Raw genomic sequence first — 16,646 nt, forward strand, 5'->3', positions numbered from 1 at the left:
ACACGCCATGCCCGACGTTTCTAACGCCAAACAGCCGCATAATGCAACCGGTGTCCTTGTTTTGGCTGATGGAACAGTGTTTTGGGGGCGTGGTTTTGGCGCGGCCCGGGCCTGTGTCGGGGAAATCTGTTTCAATACGGGCATGAGCGGGTATCAGGAAATCCTGACCGACCCCTCTTACGCCGGGCAAATCATCACCTTTACCTTCCCCCATATTGGCAATGTCGGCGCCAACGATCTGGATATGGAAAGCACAAAGCCCGCAGCACGCGGCATGATCGTGCGCGAGGATGTGACCGAACCATCCAACTGGCGCGCGATTGAGGGGCTGGACCAATGGATGAAATCCTATGACATTCCCGGCCTGTGCGGTTTGGACACGCGCGCCTTGACCCGCCACATCCGGGACCACGGCGCCCCGAACGGCGTGATCGCCGTCAGTCCGAGCGGTGATTTCAACATCACCGCCCTGAAAAAAATGGCTGCCGAATGGCCCGGCCTGAACGGCATGGATCTGGCGAAGGATGTCACCTGTGAAAAGGAATATGTCTGGACCGAAACCAACTGGGACCCGGACGCAAATGAATATGGCAAGGTCGACGCCCCGGACCACCACGTCGTCGCCATCGATTTTGGCATTAAACGCAATATCTTGCGCAACCTTGCTGCAGCAGGATGTAAAGTCACCGTTGTCCCCGCCCAGACCAGCGCAGAGGACATCTTGAAACACAAACCGGACGGCATTTTCCTGTCCAACGGCCCCGGCGACCCCGCCGCAACCGGTACCTACGCCGTTGCGACCATCAGCAAGCTGATCAAATCCGGCACGCCGATTTTTGGCATCTGCCTTGGCCACCAACTTCTCGCCCTCGCCCTTGGCGGCAAGACGAAGAAGATGGAATTGGGCCACCGCGGCGCCAACCATCCGGTCAAAGACCTCACCACAGGCAAAGTTGAAATAACCAGTCAAAACCATGGCTTCCGGATTTTACCTGACACCTTACCGGAAGATGCGGAAGTCACCCATGTCAGCCTGTTCGACGGATCAAACGAAGGATTAAGATTAAAAGATAAGCCTGTGTTTTCAGTGCAATATCACCCGGAAGCATCCCCCGGCCCGCACGACAGCCATTATCTATTCCAGCGCTTCGTCGACATGATGAAGAAATCCGCGAAAACGGAAAAAGCGGAACCAGAGGAAAAGGCGGCGTAAAAGCCGCCTTTTTCTTGCCCAGATCCAGGATCAGGTTGTAAAAACCGATATCCTACGGAGTGTACAAACATGAAACTGCATGAATTGATGATCCGCCACGGCCATTCGATGTTCCGGTGGCGCAGCTATATCCCCCTGCTCTTTATCGGCCCGCTGCTGCTGGCCTTCCGCGAAAGCGCCCATATCGAATCCCTGGTCGGCGATTCCGCAGAAGATGTCTGGGTTCTGTTCTGCTTTATCCTGTCCCTGTCCGGCCTTGCCTTGCGCGCCTTTACCGTCGGGTTTGTTCCGGCGGGCACATCGGGCCGCAACGCCAAAGAACAACGCGCCGAAGTTTTAAACACAACCGGCATGTACTCAATTGTTAGAAATCCGCTCTACCTCGCGAATTTCATTATCATTCTGGGCGTTTTGCTCTCCATCAAAGTTTGGTGGCTGGTCGCCCTCGCTTCGCTGGTGTTCTTCGTCTATATGGAACGGATTATCCTGACCGAGGAAAGTTTCCTGCTGGGCAAGTTCGGCAAGACCTATGCCGACTGGTGTGAAAAGACTCCGGTGATCCTGCCGAATTTCAAGCTCTGGAAACCATCGACGATGGCGTTTTCGATGAAGACGGTTCTGCGCCGTGAATACCCGGGTCTGCTGGGCATCGGCACCGCCTTCTTCGTCACCGAGATGATTCAGGATCTGGTGTACGAAGGCGAAGCATTCCGTGAATGGATTGCCGAGGACTATATCTGGCCCATCACCTACGCAATCATTATCGCAACTTGCCTGAGTTTGCGGCATTTGAAGAAAAATACAGATCTTCTGAAAGTTGAGGGGCGGTAACGCCCCTTTTCTTTATCCATATCCACGCACCAACAAAAACGTGGAAAACAGGCTTGCCCTTTTGCATACGCAATAATACACAATAGGTCTCGGGCCGTGAATCACCTACACTGATTCAGTCATTTCCAAGGGACCGAGATCCATCATGCCAAAACGTCACGACATTCAATCCATCTGCATCATCGGTGCCGGACCGATCGTTATTGGGCAAGCCTGTGAGTTCGATTACTCCGGCACGCAAGCCTGCAAGGCCCTGCGCGAGGAAGGATACAAGGTCATCCTGATCAACTCGAACCCGGCCACGATCATGACCGACCCGAACATGGCGGACGTAACCTATATTGAGCCGATCACGCCCGAGATTGTTGCAAAAATTCTGGAAAAGGAACGCCCGCATGCCTTGCTGCCCACCATGGGCGGGCAAACGGCGCTGAACACGGCACTGGCCCTGCACGCCAATGGCACGCTGGACGCGCTCGGCATCGAACTGATCGGTGCGCGCGCCGATGTGATCGCCCGCGCCGAGGACCGTGACCTGTTCCGCCAGTGCATGGACCAGTTGGGCCTTGAAAGCCCGCGCAGCGTCACCGTCACCAATTTGTTCGAGGCCATCGACGCCCTGCCCAATATCGGCCTGCCCTGCATTATCCGCCCGTCCTTCACCCTGGGCGGCACGGGGGGCGGCATTGCCTATAACCGCGAGGAATTCGAGACCATCGTCCGCGAAGGGTTGGATGCATCCCCGGTGCGTCAGGTGCTGGTCGAGGAATCCGTCCTCGGCTGGAAAGAATATGAGATGGAGGTCGTGCGCGACCGCAACGATAACTGCATTATCGTCTGCGCCATCGAAAATATCGACCCGATGGGCGTGCATACCGGAGATTCCATCACCGTCGCCCCGGCCATGACCCTGACCGACAAGGAATATCAACGCATGCGCGATGCATCCATCGCCGTCCTGCGCGGGATTGGCGTGGAAACCGGCGGGTCGAACGTGCAATTCGCCGTAAACCCGGAAGATGGCCGCATGGTCGTCATTGAAATGAACCCGCGCGTATCGCGATCCTCTGCCCTGGCATCCAAGGCCACGGGGTTCCCGATTGCGAAAATCGCCGCCAAACTGGCGATTGGCTATACGCTGGACGAATTGCAGAATGATATTACGGGCGGATTGACCCCGGCCAGCTTTGAACCGACGATTGATTACGTCGTCACGAAAATTCCGCGTTTCGCATTTGAAAAATTCCGCGGCACATCCAACATCCTGACCACGTCGATGAAATCGGTCGGTGAAGTGATGGCCTTTGGCCGTAGCTTCGAAGAATCCATCCAGAAAGCCCTGCGCTCGCTGGAAAAGGGCCTGACAGGATTTGACGAGGTCGTGATTGGCGAAGGCGACGGGCAACACCCGCACCCGGACCATGTCCGTGCCGCCATCGCCCGCCCGACCCCGCAACGCATCCTGTATATCGCCCAAGCCATGCGCCATGGGATGAGCGTGGATGAAATTCACGACATTACAAAATTCGATAAATGGTTCCTGAACCGCATTGCTGGCATTATCGCCACGGAAAACAAACTGCGCGTTGGCGGGCTGCCCCGCGACGCCGCCGGGTGGATTGCCGTGAAGAAAATGGGCTTTTCCGATGCGCGTCTGGCCAAATTGATGAACGTCACCCCGGATATGGTCCGCACCGCCCGTCACAAGGCCGGAGCGGTCCCCGTGTTCAAACGCGTTGACAGTTGCGCCGGTGAATTGCCGACCAGCACGGCGTATATGTATAGCTGCTATGAAAATGTCGGCGCGGAAAACGAATGCAACCCGACCGATAGTGAAAAAATCATCATCCTGGGCGGTGGCCCGAACCGGATTGGTCAGGGCATTGAATTTGATTATTGCTGCGTTCACGCCGCCTACGCTTTGAAAGAAGCGGGTTATGAAACCATCATGATCAACTGCAACCCGGAAACCGTATCAACCGATTACGATACGTCCGACCGTTTGTATTTCGAACCGCTGACCAACGAAGATGTGGTTGAAATTATCCGCGCGGAACAACGCAAGGGCAAGGTTAAGGGCGTGATCGTCCAATTGGGCGGTCAAACCCCGCTGAAACTGGCGCAGGCGTTGCAGGCCGCGGACATCCCAATTTTGGGCACATCCCCCGACGCCATCGATCTGGCCGAAGACCGCCAACGGTTCCAGAAATTGTTGCATCAAATGAAACTGCGCCAGCCGCCAAACGGCTTGGCCCGGTCCGAAGAACAGGCCATTAAAATGGCCGAAGAACTCGGCTTCCCGCTGGTCATTCGCCCGTCTTATGTTCTGGGTGGACAAGGCATGGAAATCGTCCACAGCATGGATGAACTGAAACGCTATATCAAAACCGCGGTTCAGGTTTCCGGTGATACACCGGTGTTGCTCGACCGCTATCTGCGCAGCGCCATTGAAATCGACGTCGACGCATTGTGCGACGGCACCGAAGTGGCCGTGGTCGGCATCATGGAACATATTGAGGAAGCGGGCATTCACTCCGGTGACTCGGCCTGCGTCCTGCCGCCGCACTCCCTGCCCTACAAGACCGTGAAGGAAATCGAAAAGCAGACGATCCGTCTGGCCAAAGCCCTGAAGGTGAAGGGCCTGATGAACGTCCAGTTCGCGGTGAAGAAAAACCGCGACAGTGGCGAATTCGATATCTTCATTCTGGAAGTCAACCCGCGCGCCAGCCGCACCGTCCCCTTCGTGGCCAAAGCCACGGGCGTTCCGGTGGCCAAAATCGCCGCGCGTTTGATGGCGGGTGAAATGCTGGAAACCTTCGCCACGCAATTGCGCGGCATGGACCAGGAACACACGGCGGTGAAGGCCCCGGTCTTCCCGTTCTCCCGCTTCCCCGGCGTGGACCCGATTTTGGGCCCGGAAATGAAATCCACCGGCGAAGTCATGGGCATTGACCGTGACGTGGCCGTGGCCTTTGCCAAATCACAAATTGCCGCTGGCACCCACCTGCCGCTGGAGGGCACCGTGTTCCTGTCCGTGAAAGATTCGGACAAGGAAGCACTCGTCCCGATTGCGCAGGATCTGGTCGATATGGGCTTCAACCTTGTTGCCACCGGGGGCACATGCGTGTTCCTGAAGGCCCAGGGTCTGCCCGTCACCCGCATCAACAAAGTGATGGAAGGCCAGCCGCATATCGTGGACGCGATCATCAACGGACAAATCCAGTTTATGATCAACACCACCAAGGGCCCGCAAGCCGTGACCGATGCCACATCCATCCGTCGTCAGGCGCTGACCTATCGCATTCCGTATTACACGCTGCTGTCCGCGGCGCGTGCCGGAACGATGGCCATCCGCGCCCTGCGCGCCAAACCGTTGGACGTGGCCTCGATCCAAAGCTATTTCGGCGTGGACGGCGAAGGCATCTTCAGCCCGGCGGACCTGGATTTCCCGCAGGATATGCAGGCGGCGGAGTAACTTAAAAAAGATACAGGACGTCATCCCGGCGAAAGCCGGGATCTTCCTCCGCCATACACAAACAATTCTACGTCTATATAATATCGATCCTGCATAATCGCGTTTTGTATATCGGCGTCACATCCGATCTGCAAAAACGTTTGTGGGAACATAAAAACAAAGTAATTAAGGGCTTCACGTCCCGCTACAATATTGACCGCCTTGTTCATTTTGAAATTTATGACGACCCAAACACGGCCATTCAACGCGAAAAATCCATGAAAGAATGGAAGCGTAAATGGAAAATTGAACTGATCGAACAGAATAATCCGGAATGGACAGATTTACACGACCAGATTTGTACATAAACGGATGAAGATCCCGGCTTTCGCCGGCATGACACAGACGGAAAGAATAAACGCGTGGCTATCACATTCTTAAAACCCAACATTCCCCCCGCCCCCTACGGCGAATTACCTACCAGCTTTGGCGGGTTTCTGCTTTATGTCTGGCGGAAAAATCCGGTTTTGTGGGGGACATTCATGTTGCAGGATATCGTGCATTTTACGCGGTATCCGATTGCGTTCATCCTGCTGGGTAAAATCATCGACATTCTGAAGGACGCCAACCCGGCCGATGGACTGCCCGCGGCAGCATGGTCTATTCTGGGGCTGATGATGCTGGTTCTGGCCGTGGGAGAATTTGCGCATATCTGGACCGCCCACACCATTCTGCACTGGAAACCAAAACTACGCACCGTGATCCGGGGGGACTTCCTGTCTTATACCATGGGGCACAGCCATGCGTATTTTCAGGATAATTTCGCCGGTGCCTTGGCCCGCAAAGTATCCGAAGTGGCGGAAAGCGCCCTGCGACTGCATGATATTATCCGGTTCCAGATCTGGTTCGCCACCATCCATATGGGCATCACGCTGATCTTTATGTTTACGGTCAGCCCGTTGTACGGCTGCGCCCTGCTCTTCTTCATTCTGGCCGTCACCGTCCCGCTGTTTGCGCGCATTCCAAAAATCCGCCAGCGGTCGTTGCGCTATTCCGAACAACGCGCCCATGTCACGGGCATGGTCGTGGATATGCTGACCAACATTCCGGCGGTCAAATCCTTTGCCACCCTGCCGCATGAAATTGACGTGCACGCAACGGAATCGCACATTGAACGCACCCGTCACAGCAAACTGATGCGCAATATGATCCAGATTGAGGACCTGCGCCGTATTTGCCTCGTCACGCTGGGCGGTGGCATGACGGCGCTGGCTTGCCTTGGCTGGGCCCATGGATGGATTACCGTGGGACAGGCCTCCAGCGTGGCCACCATGTCGATGATGTTGACGGGTACGACATGGATTTTGGGCGGCGGTATTATGCAGTTTGTGGATGAAGCGGGTTATATCACCGATGCCCTGCGCATCACCGCACGACCGCACGAAATTTCCGACGTTCCCGGTGCCAAACCGTTACAGGTTGAACATGGCGCCCTTGAATATCGCGGCGTGAATTTTGCATTCGCCAACTTCCCGATTTTCCGGGAACTGAATTTGAAGATCAACGCGGGTGAAAAAATCGCGCTGGTCGGCCCGTCCGGTGCGGGGAAAAGCACGTTTGTGTCGGTCCTGCTCCGCCTGTACGACCTGAATGGTGGTGAAATTGCGATTGATGGCCAGAACATTGCGCATGTGACGCAAGACTCCCTGCGCCAGGCCGTGGCGATTATTCCGCAGGACACCGCCCTGTTCCACCGCAGCCTGATGGAAAATATTCGCTATGGCCGACTGGATGCCACCGATGACGAAGTGATCGCAGCGGCGAAGAAAGCTTACGCCGATGATTTCATCAATACGTTGCCGGAAGGATACAATACGCTGGTCGGTGAACGCGGCATCCGCCTGTCCGGTGGTCAACGCCAGCGCATTGCCATCGCGCGCGCCATCCTGAAAAACGCCCCCATCCTGATTTTGGATGAGGCCACATCGGCATTGGACAGTGAATCCGAACGCCTGATCCAACAGGCTTTGGATGATTTGATGAAGGGCAAAACGGTGATTGCCATCGCCCACCGCCTGTCCACCATTGCGCGAATGGACCGTATTATTGTGCTGGACCGGGGCGTGATTGCGGAGCAAGGCAACCATGAAACCCTGCTGAAAAATCACGGGCTGTATGCACGGTTGTGGTCGATGCAGTCCGGCGGGTTCCTGCACGCAGACGACATTGGCGGAGAAATATCCCCCGCCAATGCCGAACCTGTGAAATCAATTGATGGATAGGTGAAGCGGCTTACGGCTCCAGCGGCTCAATCGGGCGAATGCCGTTTTTACCGACTTTCAGAACGTTATTGATCTTGCAGATATCAATGCCAAAACGCACGTTATGGTCGCCGATATACATGCTGACATTCGTGTCTTTGCATGTCATTTCATCAATGTTGCGGCCAAAACGCTTGCCGTAGCCTTTTACAGCGGCGTGCTTCTCGTCTTCGGTCATTGTGATACCGGCACGGGCTGCATCACGCGCGATATAATCGCCCATTTGTTTGATCAGCGGATCATTCTGGTGCGGAGTGTCTTCAGCGGCGGCGCATGTTGCCACCGCGCCAAGGAAAAGAGCGCCCAAAATGCGGGATGATGTGCGGGAGAAAGATGTCGTCATTGCGGTGTCCTGCCTGTTCATTTTTATCGTTATTATGAAACATCGTTTATGGCACGCCGAACCCGGGGGCACAAGAAATTATAATCCATTGAAAATCAATCCATTACCCGCCTGATTTTATCCCTATTGACCTTTGCTCCGGCCTTGGCCTAATGTGGAATTAACAGTTCTGGACCAAATCCCAATCCCGTCGCTCGCGGCGGGGTTTGTTTTTTTGGAAAAATTCCAGAGCAATCGAAAAGCAACAAGAAGAACAGACGAAGGAATATTGTCATGGATAAAGTCCCAATGACCAAACAAGGGTTTGACGCGCTGGAAAAGGAGCTGCGCACCCTCAAAAGCGTTGAACGCCCGGCGGTGATCGTTGCCATCGCCGAAGCCCGCGCCCACGGTGATTTGTCCGAAAACGCCGAATACACCGCCGCGCGCGAACGCCAAAGCTTTATCGAAGGCCGCATCAAGGAACTGGAATCCGTTATTTCGGCGGCCCAGATTATCGACCCGGCCAGCCTGGCCGGCAGCACGATCAAATTCGGCGCAACCGTCTTCCTGGCTGATGAGGACAGCGGCGACGAAGTCACGTATCAGATCGTTGGACCGTACGAATCCAACGCCGACAAGGGCATGATTTCCACCACCGCCCCGATCGCGCGCGCGTTGATCGGCAAAGGTATTGGCGACAGCGTGGAGGTTGTGACCCCGGCGGGCAAACGCTCCTACGAAGTGCTGGACGTGCAGTATCGTTAAGCGCCATTGAGTGAACAAAGAAAAAGACCGCCCTTTTTTTTTTTTTGCGGTCTTTTTTATTATTCGGTCTTCACGGGCTTTAAAGCTTCAGCTTCAAGGCCGCAATCTCTTTTTCCGTTCGCGCAATGATGGACTGCGCCGTTTTTTCATCAATCCTGATCATCGCACCACCATGGGAACCAGTGGCAATACTGAATCCGCCTTTTGCGGCGCTCAGCTCTGCTTCCAAGCCGACCAATTCCATTTTGGTGTGAAAGCGGCTGATCGTATTAAAAATCTTTGCCCACATGGTCGGCTCTTTCTTATCCCAGCTTGGCTCTCAGCTCTTTGATCCGCTGTTCGGATTGCTTGATAATCGATTGTGCCGTTTGCGGATCAATATCGCGCAAACCGTTGACCACAGACCACGGGCCGCGCATCTCCATCGGCACGAACATTTTGCCTGCTTTGGCGGCCTCGATACGGCTTTCCTGATCCTTGATTTCCAGACGGACAAAAAAGTTCGCAACAGGTTGAAAGATTGATTTCAGAGACAGCATGGCAATTCCTCCGCTGGTAGCCGGAATAAAACTAAGAACTTATGTAAAGAACTTACGCTTACCTGTCAAAGGCAACAAAATTATTTATAAAAATCAAATATTTAGGCTAAACTTCAATCGGCACGCCCGGCACATCTTTGGTCGAGCGGATGGCCAGAGAGGATTTCACCGAGGTTACGTTCGGTGCCGCGGTCAATTGTTCAGTCAGGAAATGCTGATAATCATCCCAATCCTTGGCCACGATTTTCAGCAGGAAATCCGTCTCACCCGCCAACATGTGCGATTCACGCACCATCGGCCAGGTTTCAACCAGTTCCATGAACTTCTTCAAATCATTCTCGGCCTGGGACACCAGCTTCACTTGCGCAAACACGGTCACGCCGTATCCCATTGCGGTTGAATCAACACGCATGAAATAACCGCGGATGTAACCGGATTCTTCCAACGCGCGCACGCGGCGCAAACAAGGCGGTGCGGAAATGCCCGCTTTTTGGGCCAGTTCTACGTTGGTGATGCGTCCGTTTTCCTGCAGGTGGTGAAGGATTTTCTTATCGATTTTATCGAGCTTGACGCGTCGCATGGGGATATGTATTTCGCAAAATTGTTATATGAACGAAGGACGCTCTGATATAAAGTTGCGCGTGGCCCTATGCAAGCCCTTTCTGAAGGTGTTTTTCGCATTGGTATAACACCGCAAAACAGCAAGATAATCTTTGGAAAATCCCCACAATGACACGCTGCTGGATCGTCACCGAAGGTCTGACCGGAACGGAAAATCAATGTCTTGGCGTGGCCGAAGCGCTTGGCGTTATTCCGGAAATAAAGCGCATTAACCTGAAACAGCCCTGGCGCACCCTGTCCCCATGGCTGGGGTTTGAACATGCGGGCATATTCACGGGCGATCCCATCACCGCCCCGTGGCCCGACCTCGCCCTGTGTTCCGGACGCAAGGCCATTGCGGCCGCGCGATATATTCGTAAAGCCAGCGGTGGCAAAACGCTGGTCGTACAAATTCAGGACCCGCGCGTTTCGCCGGACCAATTCGATATGGTTGCCGTTCCCGCGCACGACCCCACACGCGGACGCAATGTCATCGTGACGACGGGCGCACCAAACCGCATCAATAAAAAAACGCTGGATGATGCGCACGGTGATTTTGAATCATTGCTCTCGCCACTGCCCGCGCCGCGCGTGGCCGTGATGATTGGCGGCACCAGCAAGGCCTATGGCATGAATGATGATGTCGCCCGCACATTGGCGGCACAGTTGAAAAATTTACGCGATCAGGGATGCGGTTTGATGATCACCGCATCACGCCGCACAGGTGAAAGCCAGCAAGCCATCATCCGCGATACGTTGAAAGACGACCCGAACGTTTTCTTCTGGGATGGCACAGGCCCCAACCCTTATCTAGGGTTCCTCGCCTGGGCTGACGCCGTTCTGGTCACCGCCGACAGCGTGTCGATGTTGTCCGAGGCAGCCACCGCCGGGAAGCCCGTTTACATCATTCCCATGGCCGGGGGTGCCCCCAGGATTGATGCCCTGCACCAGGCCCTGATCAAACACGGGGCGGCCCGGATGTTTGAGGGAAAACTGGACCAATGGACATATCGCCCCCTGAATGACGCCGGAATCGTGGCTTTGGCCATATGGAATGCTCTGAAAAACCCGAAAAAGGGATGATTTTGCCCTTTACCCCTCCTCCTCCGCCAATTAAGACTATGTTATTCAAGTCATTTAGTAGAGTAAGGACGGATCGTCATGAGCACTGGCGCGGATACAACGACGCACACGAAAGTTTTGATTATTGGATCTGGCCCAGCCGGATACACGGCGGCCATCTATGCCGCGCGCGCCAACTTGAATCCGATTCAGGTGTTGGGTCTGGAACCCGGCGGGCAATTGACCATCACCACCGACGTTGAAAACTTCCCCGGCTTCGCCGATGTGATCCAGGGGCCGTGGTTGATGGACCAGATGAAGGCCCAGGCCGAACATGTCGGCACCACCATGGTTTATGATTTTATCAAGGACGTGGATTTCAACGTCCGCCCCTATCGCGCCGTGGCCGATTCCGGAACGGTGTACACCGCCGACACCGTGATCATCTGCACGGGCGCGAAAGCCCGCTGGCTCGGCCTGGAAGGTGAACAGACATTCCGTGGCCTGGGTGTATCCGCCTGCGCCACATGCGATGGGTTCTTCTTCCGCGGGAAGAAAGTTGCCGTTGTCGGTGGCGGGTCCGCCGCCGTGGAAGAAGCCATCTTCCTCACCAATTTCTGTGAAAAGGTCACGCTGATCCACCGCCGCGATACATTGCGTGCGGAAAAGATCGCACAGGACCGCCTGTTCAAAAACCCGAAGATCGAAGTGATCTGGGACAGCGTTGTCGAAGACATTCTGGGCGATAACGCGCCCGGCGGCGCGGGCGTGACCGGATTGTCGTTGAAAAATGTCAAAACGGGTGATGTTTCGACACTGGATGTCGACGGCATGTTCGTCGCCATCGGCCACGTTCCGGCGACGGAGATTTTCAAGGGCAAGGTCAATCTGGACAGCGAAGGCTATATTGTCACCGCACCGGATTCCACAGCGACCAATATCCCCGGCGTGTTTGCCGCGGGCGATGTGAAAGATAAAACATTCCGTCAGGCCGTCACCGCCGCCGGTATGGGATGCATGGCCGCGCTGGAAGCGGATCGCTATCTGGCCGTGCTGGAATCCGACCACCGCGCACAAGCCGCCGAATAACGAAACACCAAACGCAGAACAGGACAGCACGGCAATGGATTGGGACAAGCTTCGCATTTTTCACGCCGTCGCCGAGGCCGGAAGCTTCACCCATGCCGGTGAAACCCTGAACCTCAGCCAATCCGCCGTATCGCGGCAGATCAGCTCGTTGGAAGAAAGCCTGGGCGTGACCCTGTTCCACCGCCATGCGCGGGGCCTGTTGCTGACTGAACAAGGTGAATTGTTGCACAAAACGGCGCGCGATATTTTCGGCCAATTGTCGATGATCGAAGGGCAATTGCTGGATTCCAAACAATTGCCCGAAGGGCCGCTGCGCATCACCGTCGCCGAATTTATCGGTTCCACATGGTTGGCCCCCAATCTGGGGCGCTTCCGCGAACAATATCCAGATATTCAACTGACCATCCTGTTGGATGATCGCATCTTGAATCTGGGCATGCGCGAAGCCGATGCGGCCATTCGTTTGTACAAGCCGGAACAACCCGATTTGATCCAGCGTCAATTGACGACGTTGAATTTCCGCATCTGTGCGTCATCGTCTTATTTGAAAAAACACGGCACACCGAAAGACATCAAGGACCTGCAATCCCACACTTTGATCGGGTTCCCGGAAAACGTGCCCGCCCCCTATGCCGATCCGAACTGGCTGTTCCGCATCGCCGGTGTGGACCCGGAAGATTACAACAAGATCATTATGATGAACTCGCTCTATGCCATCCAACGCGCGGTGGAGAGTGACGCCGGGATCGCATCCCTGCCCGATTACATGATCCGGCAGAATCCCGACCTGCAAATCATCCTGCCCGAGGCGGAACGGGCCGGTGTCGACATGTATTTCGTCTACCCGGAAGAACGCCGCCATTCCCGCCGCATTGCGATTCTGCGGGATTTTCTGGTCGAGAACATTCAGAAGGCCGGAAAATAAACCGATTTTCGGCACTGCAAACGGCCTTTACAACGCCCGGTTACGGGCGTTTTCTTTATGAAAATCAATACACTAACCCCTCGATATGCAGAAAATGCATAGCAGGCTCTGCAAAAAATGCTGTAGACGCGAAGGAGCGAGTGGGTATATAAAGCGGCCATCGACGTTTCGACGTTGATGGGATCTTCCCAGATCCTACGTCTCCCAGACGTGAAACCTCCCTGTTCAACTCGCCGGGCCCAAGTGGTCCGGTTTTTTTTTGCGCGAATTGGATGGGGCCGCGATATACTGGATACCCGATTCACTTTCAGCGTTTTTACAGAATCACATCCGTGTCCGAATCCAACAGAACCCAGATTGCCCTTTTCAACTATGGTGGCGGCTTACGCGGCCTGATCCCCGCCTACATCATGGCGCGGATTGAGGATGTCACCGGTCTGCGCATGACCGATATGGTCGATATTTTTGCCGGGCCCTCCACCGGATCAATTTTGAACGCGGCGCTGAATTTGCGCCACCCGGAACATCCGGAACAACCCAAATACCGCGCGCGCCACATGGTACGTTTTTATGAACGCGAAGGCGCCCGAATTTTTCCGGCGGATTCATTCCGCGAGATGCGCGGCCTGATCCACGACTTTAACAACCGCACGATGAAATTGAACCAGCTGAACTGGCTGTTCAAACACGGGCATTATGATCCGTCCAATCTGGGCCATGCGTTGCAGGCGTTGTTTGGCACGGCGCAATTATCCGACTCCCTGCGCAGCCTGATCATTCCCTGCTACAACATTGATGGCGATGGGATTGAAGCGGTGACGGAACGTGGTGAAACGGGCAATTCCCCCGTACACACAAAAAACAATTTCATCAACGAAGGGGGCCATGCGCTGTGGTTGAAAAGCATGCGCACGGGTACACCGGCGGAACACCGCGCCAATACGCCGCATGTTTCTTTGTATGATGCCGTAATGGCCAGTTGCGCCGCCCCCACCTATTTCCCATGCCACCACTTCCCGGCCACATTGCCCGGGGATTCCGAACGCAAATATTACTCGGCGATTGACGGATGTATTTTTGACAACCCGTGCATCAGCTATCTGGGCGCGATCCGCCAACATATTCAGCCGGGCCAGAACTTGAAAATGATTGTTCTGGGCACCGGTTACACCAACAAATCCATCAAGCGTGATGAGTGGAACCGCTTTGGCGCGTTGGGGGTTGTCGACCCGGTCAATGATTTGCCGCTGATCAACATCTTCTTTAACGCATCAGAATCCGCGTTGATGGATTCATTCGCGGCGGAGATGGGCGACAATCTGTACGTCTTCAACAAATCCCTGCACGCTGGACGCCATGGCGATTTCCCCAGCATCCAGATTGACGACGCCAGCCCGGAAAATATGAACCGCCTGCGCCTGTTCTTCGAAGCCATCATGGAAGACAATGCCCGGATGTTTGATGATGTCTGCCACATCCTGGTCAGCAACCGCGACCGCCGGTCCGACGAAGATCGCAGCAAGCGCAAGGAAGGCATTCTGCGGTATTTCGTATCCATGTTCGATGGCCGGGATTCCAGCACGGACCGCTCGCTGGACGATTAAAAAACGCTGAATTTAGCCCCCTAACCCACTGAAACGCCGCGAATCTGGGGATATTTTCGCGCCGCACAACACCGCAAACCTGACATCCCGGGAAATATGGTCTAAGTTTCCGTTGCGATATGCAAAACAAGTCACCCGCGTAAACAAAAAGTGACGTTATATATGAGCAACAGGGATAACACCGATCATCAGGAACCGCAGGATTACGTTCTCTACGTACCCGGCGGCGTGCTTTGGGGCATTTACCCCCTGGTCGTTCTCAAGTTTCTTGAGGACCTGACCCAGCTTCCCGTCAGCAAGCAATTCAACAATTTCGCCGGATCATCCACCGGGGCCGTTGCCTTGGGCGGATTGAATATTCCGAAATCCAAAGGATCGACCGAACCGCGTTATTCCGCCGCCGATGCGCTGGAGTTTTACAAGGTCGTTGGCCGTCGTACCTTTCCACCACGGTCCGCTTACTATGAACGCCAGTTGATTATGGATCTGGTCAAGCTGGGGCATGAATTCACCCGTGAAATCGTATGGATGGCGTTTGAAAAAACGGATGCCCTGCTCTCTGCCGGGGTCAACGGTGCCGGGCGATTGATGAACCGCCTGAAGCGATCGACCACGCCGTATGAACCGTTTATCCTGAAACCCATGCGGTTCCTGCACAACACGCTAATCCGCCCGGTGGACAATGCCGTGGAACGGGGGATTGACCATTTGCTGGCCAAATCCCGCTATGACATCAATGTCCTGCGCGAGGCGCTGGACACGGCCTATCGGTTTGAAGATACAAACGAGCCGGTCAAGCTGCACGAAACGATTGTCAGCCATCATGTCACATCCATGAACGTGACCCGGAACGAACCCGCCATTTTCTTCCACTTCAAGGACGAAAACGGCATCACGCGGCATGTTTCGCACCCCGACATGGACGTCGTCGATCTGACCTGCGCCAGCAGTGCGGCCCAGACGATTTTCCAGCTTTATAAAGCCAGCAACGAAAACCATTATTGCGACATCGCCCATTTTGACACGCCGCAAACCCCGATCAACAGTTATCAGGGCCGGATGCAAAAGAACAAGAACATCAAGCTGATCATGATTGGCACCGCCAAACGCGATGCCGAGATTGATGTCCAACGATTGAACGGCATGCTGTTCCTGCAACAATTGATTGGCCGTTTGGGCGCACACCTGCTGGGCCTGCCGCAACGCTTCATTCTGCAACGCGACCTGATGAATTTGCGCCAGAATTTGGGTGCCGATAATGTCGTCGTGGTCGACAAGTCGATGAGCAAGGACACACTGCGCGCACAGGTCCTCAGCAATCCACGCCTGATCAATGCGGCGGCCCATTTCGGGGTTGACCTACGCGCCCGGTCACAGATCAGTCACCAAGACCGCACCCCATCCCCGGATTTATTCGACTCGCGCGACGATAACATTGAAAAAATGGAATCGTTTGGCTGGGACATGGTGTGGGAAAATATTGATACGCTGGTCCCCTTGGCCAAGGAACTGGTCCAGAACGCGGCCCTGCGCGGTCATATTACAAATGATCGGGCTGCCGAAATCATTCGCGGGATAGACAAAATATATCCGATGAATGAAACCGCCATGGCCCACGACCATGATAACGACAACACTCCGGCCCCGGAACCCAGCAAACCCAGCAAATGGCTGCAGTTTGATGAGCGCGCCCCAACCACGTTGCGCCAATCCATCACGGGCTTGTTTAACCGCATTGTCCAACGTGACAAATATACACCGCCCCCGCCGCCTGCGGCCCCCTACATCCGTGATCGCGACACCTTTGCGCCGCACCAGGATGCAGAGTCCTGCAATGTCTGCGCCAGCGGGAACATAGACCCGAAAAAACAGCGTCCGCCCTGCACACACAAGGGACCGGAACCGAAGTAGAAGACAC

The 16,646-nt window shown here is 54.9% G+C and carries 15 protein-coding genes; 11 read left to right on the plus strand and 4 right to left on the minus strand.

The annotated features are described in order from the left end of the window. Positions 1-7 precede the first annotated feature (7 nt). The 5 genes from carA to A11S_RS07270 all read left to right on the plus strand — a co-directional run bounded on the left by carA (position 8) and on the right by A11S_RS07270 (position 7,780). Positions 8-1,213, plus strand: a complete 1,206-nt coding sequence (carA, locus tag A11S_RS07250) for a glutamine-hydrolyzing carbamoyl-phosphate synthase small subunit (protein ID WP_015467851.1) — start codon at positions 8-10, stop codon at positions 1,211-1,213. Between the two features lie 69 nt (positions 1,214-1,282). Continuing rightward, positions 1,283-2,044, plus strand: a complete 762-nt coding sequence (locus A11S_RS07255) for a methyltransferase family protein (protein WP_015467852.1) — start codon at positions 1,283-1,285, stop codon at positions 2,042-2,044. A gap of 145 nt (positions 2,045-2,189) precedes the next feature. Continuing rightward, entirely contained in the window at positions 2,190-5,519 is a 3,330-nt protein-coding gene (gene carB / locus A11S_RS07260) for a carbamoyl-phosphate synthase large subunit (protein ID WP_015467853.1), read from the plus strand. Positions 5,520-5,596: 77 nt separating this feature from the next. After that, positions 5,597-5,866, plus strand: a complete 270-nt coding sequence (locus A11S_RS07265) for a GIY-YIG nuclease family protein (RefSeq protein ID WP_321162821.1) — start codon at positions 5,597-5,599, stop codon at positions 5,864-5,866. 54 nt (positions 5,867-5,920) lie between these two features. Then, entirely contained in the window at positions 5,921-7,780 is a 1,860-nt protein-coding gene (locus A11S_RS07270) for an ABC transporter ATP-binding protein (protein ID WP_235067550.1), read from the plus strand. 10 nt (positions 7,781-7,790) lie between these two features. Here the strand turns inward: A11S_RS07270 and A11S_RS07275 are convergent, their stop codons facing one another. Next, entirely contained in the window at positions 7,791-8,162 is a 372-nt protein-coding gene (locus tag A11S_RS07275) for a hypothetical protein (protein ID WP_015467856.1), read from the minus strand. Between the two features lie 273 nt (positions 8,163-8,435). On the opposite strand from A11S_RS07275, the gene greA reads away from it, so the two are divergent. Continuing rightward, a complete protein-coding gene (gene greA, locus A11S_RS07280) occupies positions 8,436-8,909 on the plus strand; it encodes a transcription elongation factor GreA (protein WP_015467858.1) in 474 nt (157 codons plus the stop codon). 79 nt (positions 8,910-8,988) lie between these two features. Here greA and A11S_RS07285 read toward each other — a convergent pair whose 3' ends face one another. The 3 genes from A11S_RS07285 to A11S_RS07295 form a co-directional block, all read right to left on the minus strand. After that, a complete protein-coding gene (locus A11S_RS07285) occupies positions 8,989-9,198 on the minus strand; it encodes a hypothetical protein (protein WP_015467859.1) in 210 nt (69 codons plus the stop codon). A gap of 13 nt (positions 9,199-9,211) precedes the next feature. Beyond that, entirely contained in the window at positions 9,212-9,448 is a 237-nt protein-coding gene (locus A11S_RS07290) for a hypothetical protein (RefSeq protein ID WP_015467860.1), read from the minus strand. 106 nt (positions 9,449-9,554) lie between these two features. Then, positions 9,555-10,028, minus strand: a complete 474-nt coding sequence (locus A11S_RS07295) for an Lrp/AsnC family transcriptional regulator (RefSeq protein WP_041802571.1) — start codon at positions 10,026-10,028, stop codon at positions 9,555-9,557. A gap of 149 nt (positions 10,029-10,177) precedes the next feature. On the opposite strand from A11S_RS07295, the gene A11S_RS07300 reads away from it, so the two are divergent. From A11S_RS07300 to A11S_RS07320, 5 genes are all read left to right on the plus strand, one after another. Continuing rightward, positions 10,178-11,131 (plus strand): mitochondrial fission ELM1 family protein, encoded by a 954-nt coding sequence (locus tag A11S_RS07300; RefSeq protein ID WP_015467862.1) that lies wholly within the window; start codon positions 10,178-10,180, stop codon positions 11,129-11,131. 78 nt (positions 11,132-11,209) lie between these two features. Then, positions 11,210-12,199, plus strand: coding sequence for a thioredoxin-disulfide reductase (trxB, locus tag A11S_RS07305; RefSeq protein ID WP_015467863.1), 990 nt, complete (start codon positions 11,210-11,212; stop codon positions 12,197-12,199). 34 nt (positions 12,200-12,233) lie between these two features. Continuing rightward, complete coding sequence (locus A11S_RS07310; protein WP_015467864.1) at positions 12,234-13,124, plus strand: LysR family transcriptional regulator; 891 nt, start codon at positions 12,234-12,236, stop codon at positions 13,122-13,124. 332 nt (positions 13,125-13,456) lie between these two features. Then, positions 13,457-14,728 carry a patatin-like phospholipase family protein gene (locus A11S_RS07315; RefSeq protein ID WP_015467865.1) on the plus strand — a complete coding sequence of 424 codons (1,272 nt, stop codon included), beginning with the start codon at positions 13,457-13,459 and terminating at the stop codon, positions 14,726-14,728. 162 nt (positions 14,729-14,890) lie between these two features. Next, positions 14,891-16,639, plus strand: coding sequence for a patatin-like phospholipase family protein (locus A11S_RS07320; RefSeq protein WP_015467866.1), 1,749 nt, complete (start codon positions 14,891-14,893; stop codon positions 16,637-16,639). The last annotated feature ends 7 nt before the right edge of the window (positions 16,640-16,646 follow it).

Source organism: Micavibrio aeruginosavorus EPB (assembly GCF_000348745.1).
Lineage (GTDB): Bacteria > Pseudomonadota > Alphaproteobacteria > Micavibrionales > Micavibrionaceae > Micavibrio > Micavibrio aeruginosavorus_A.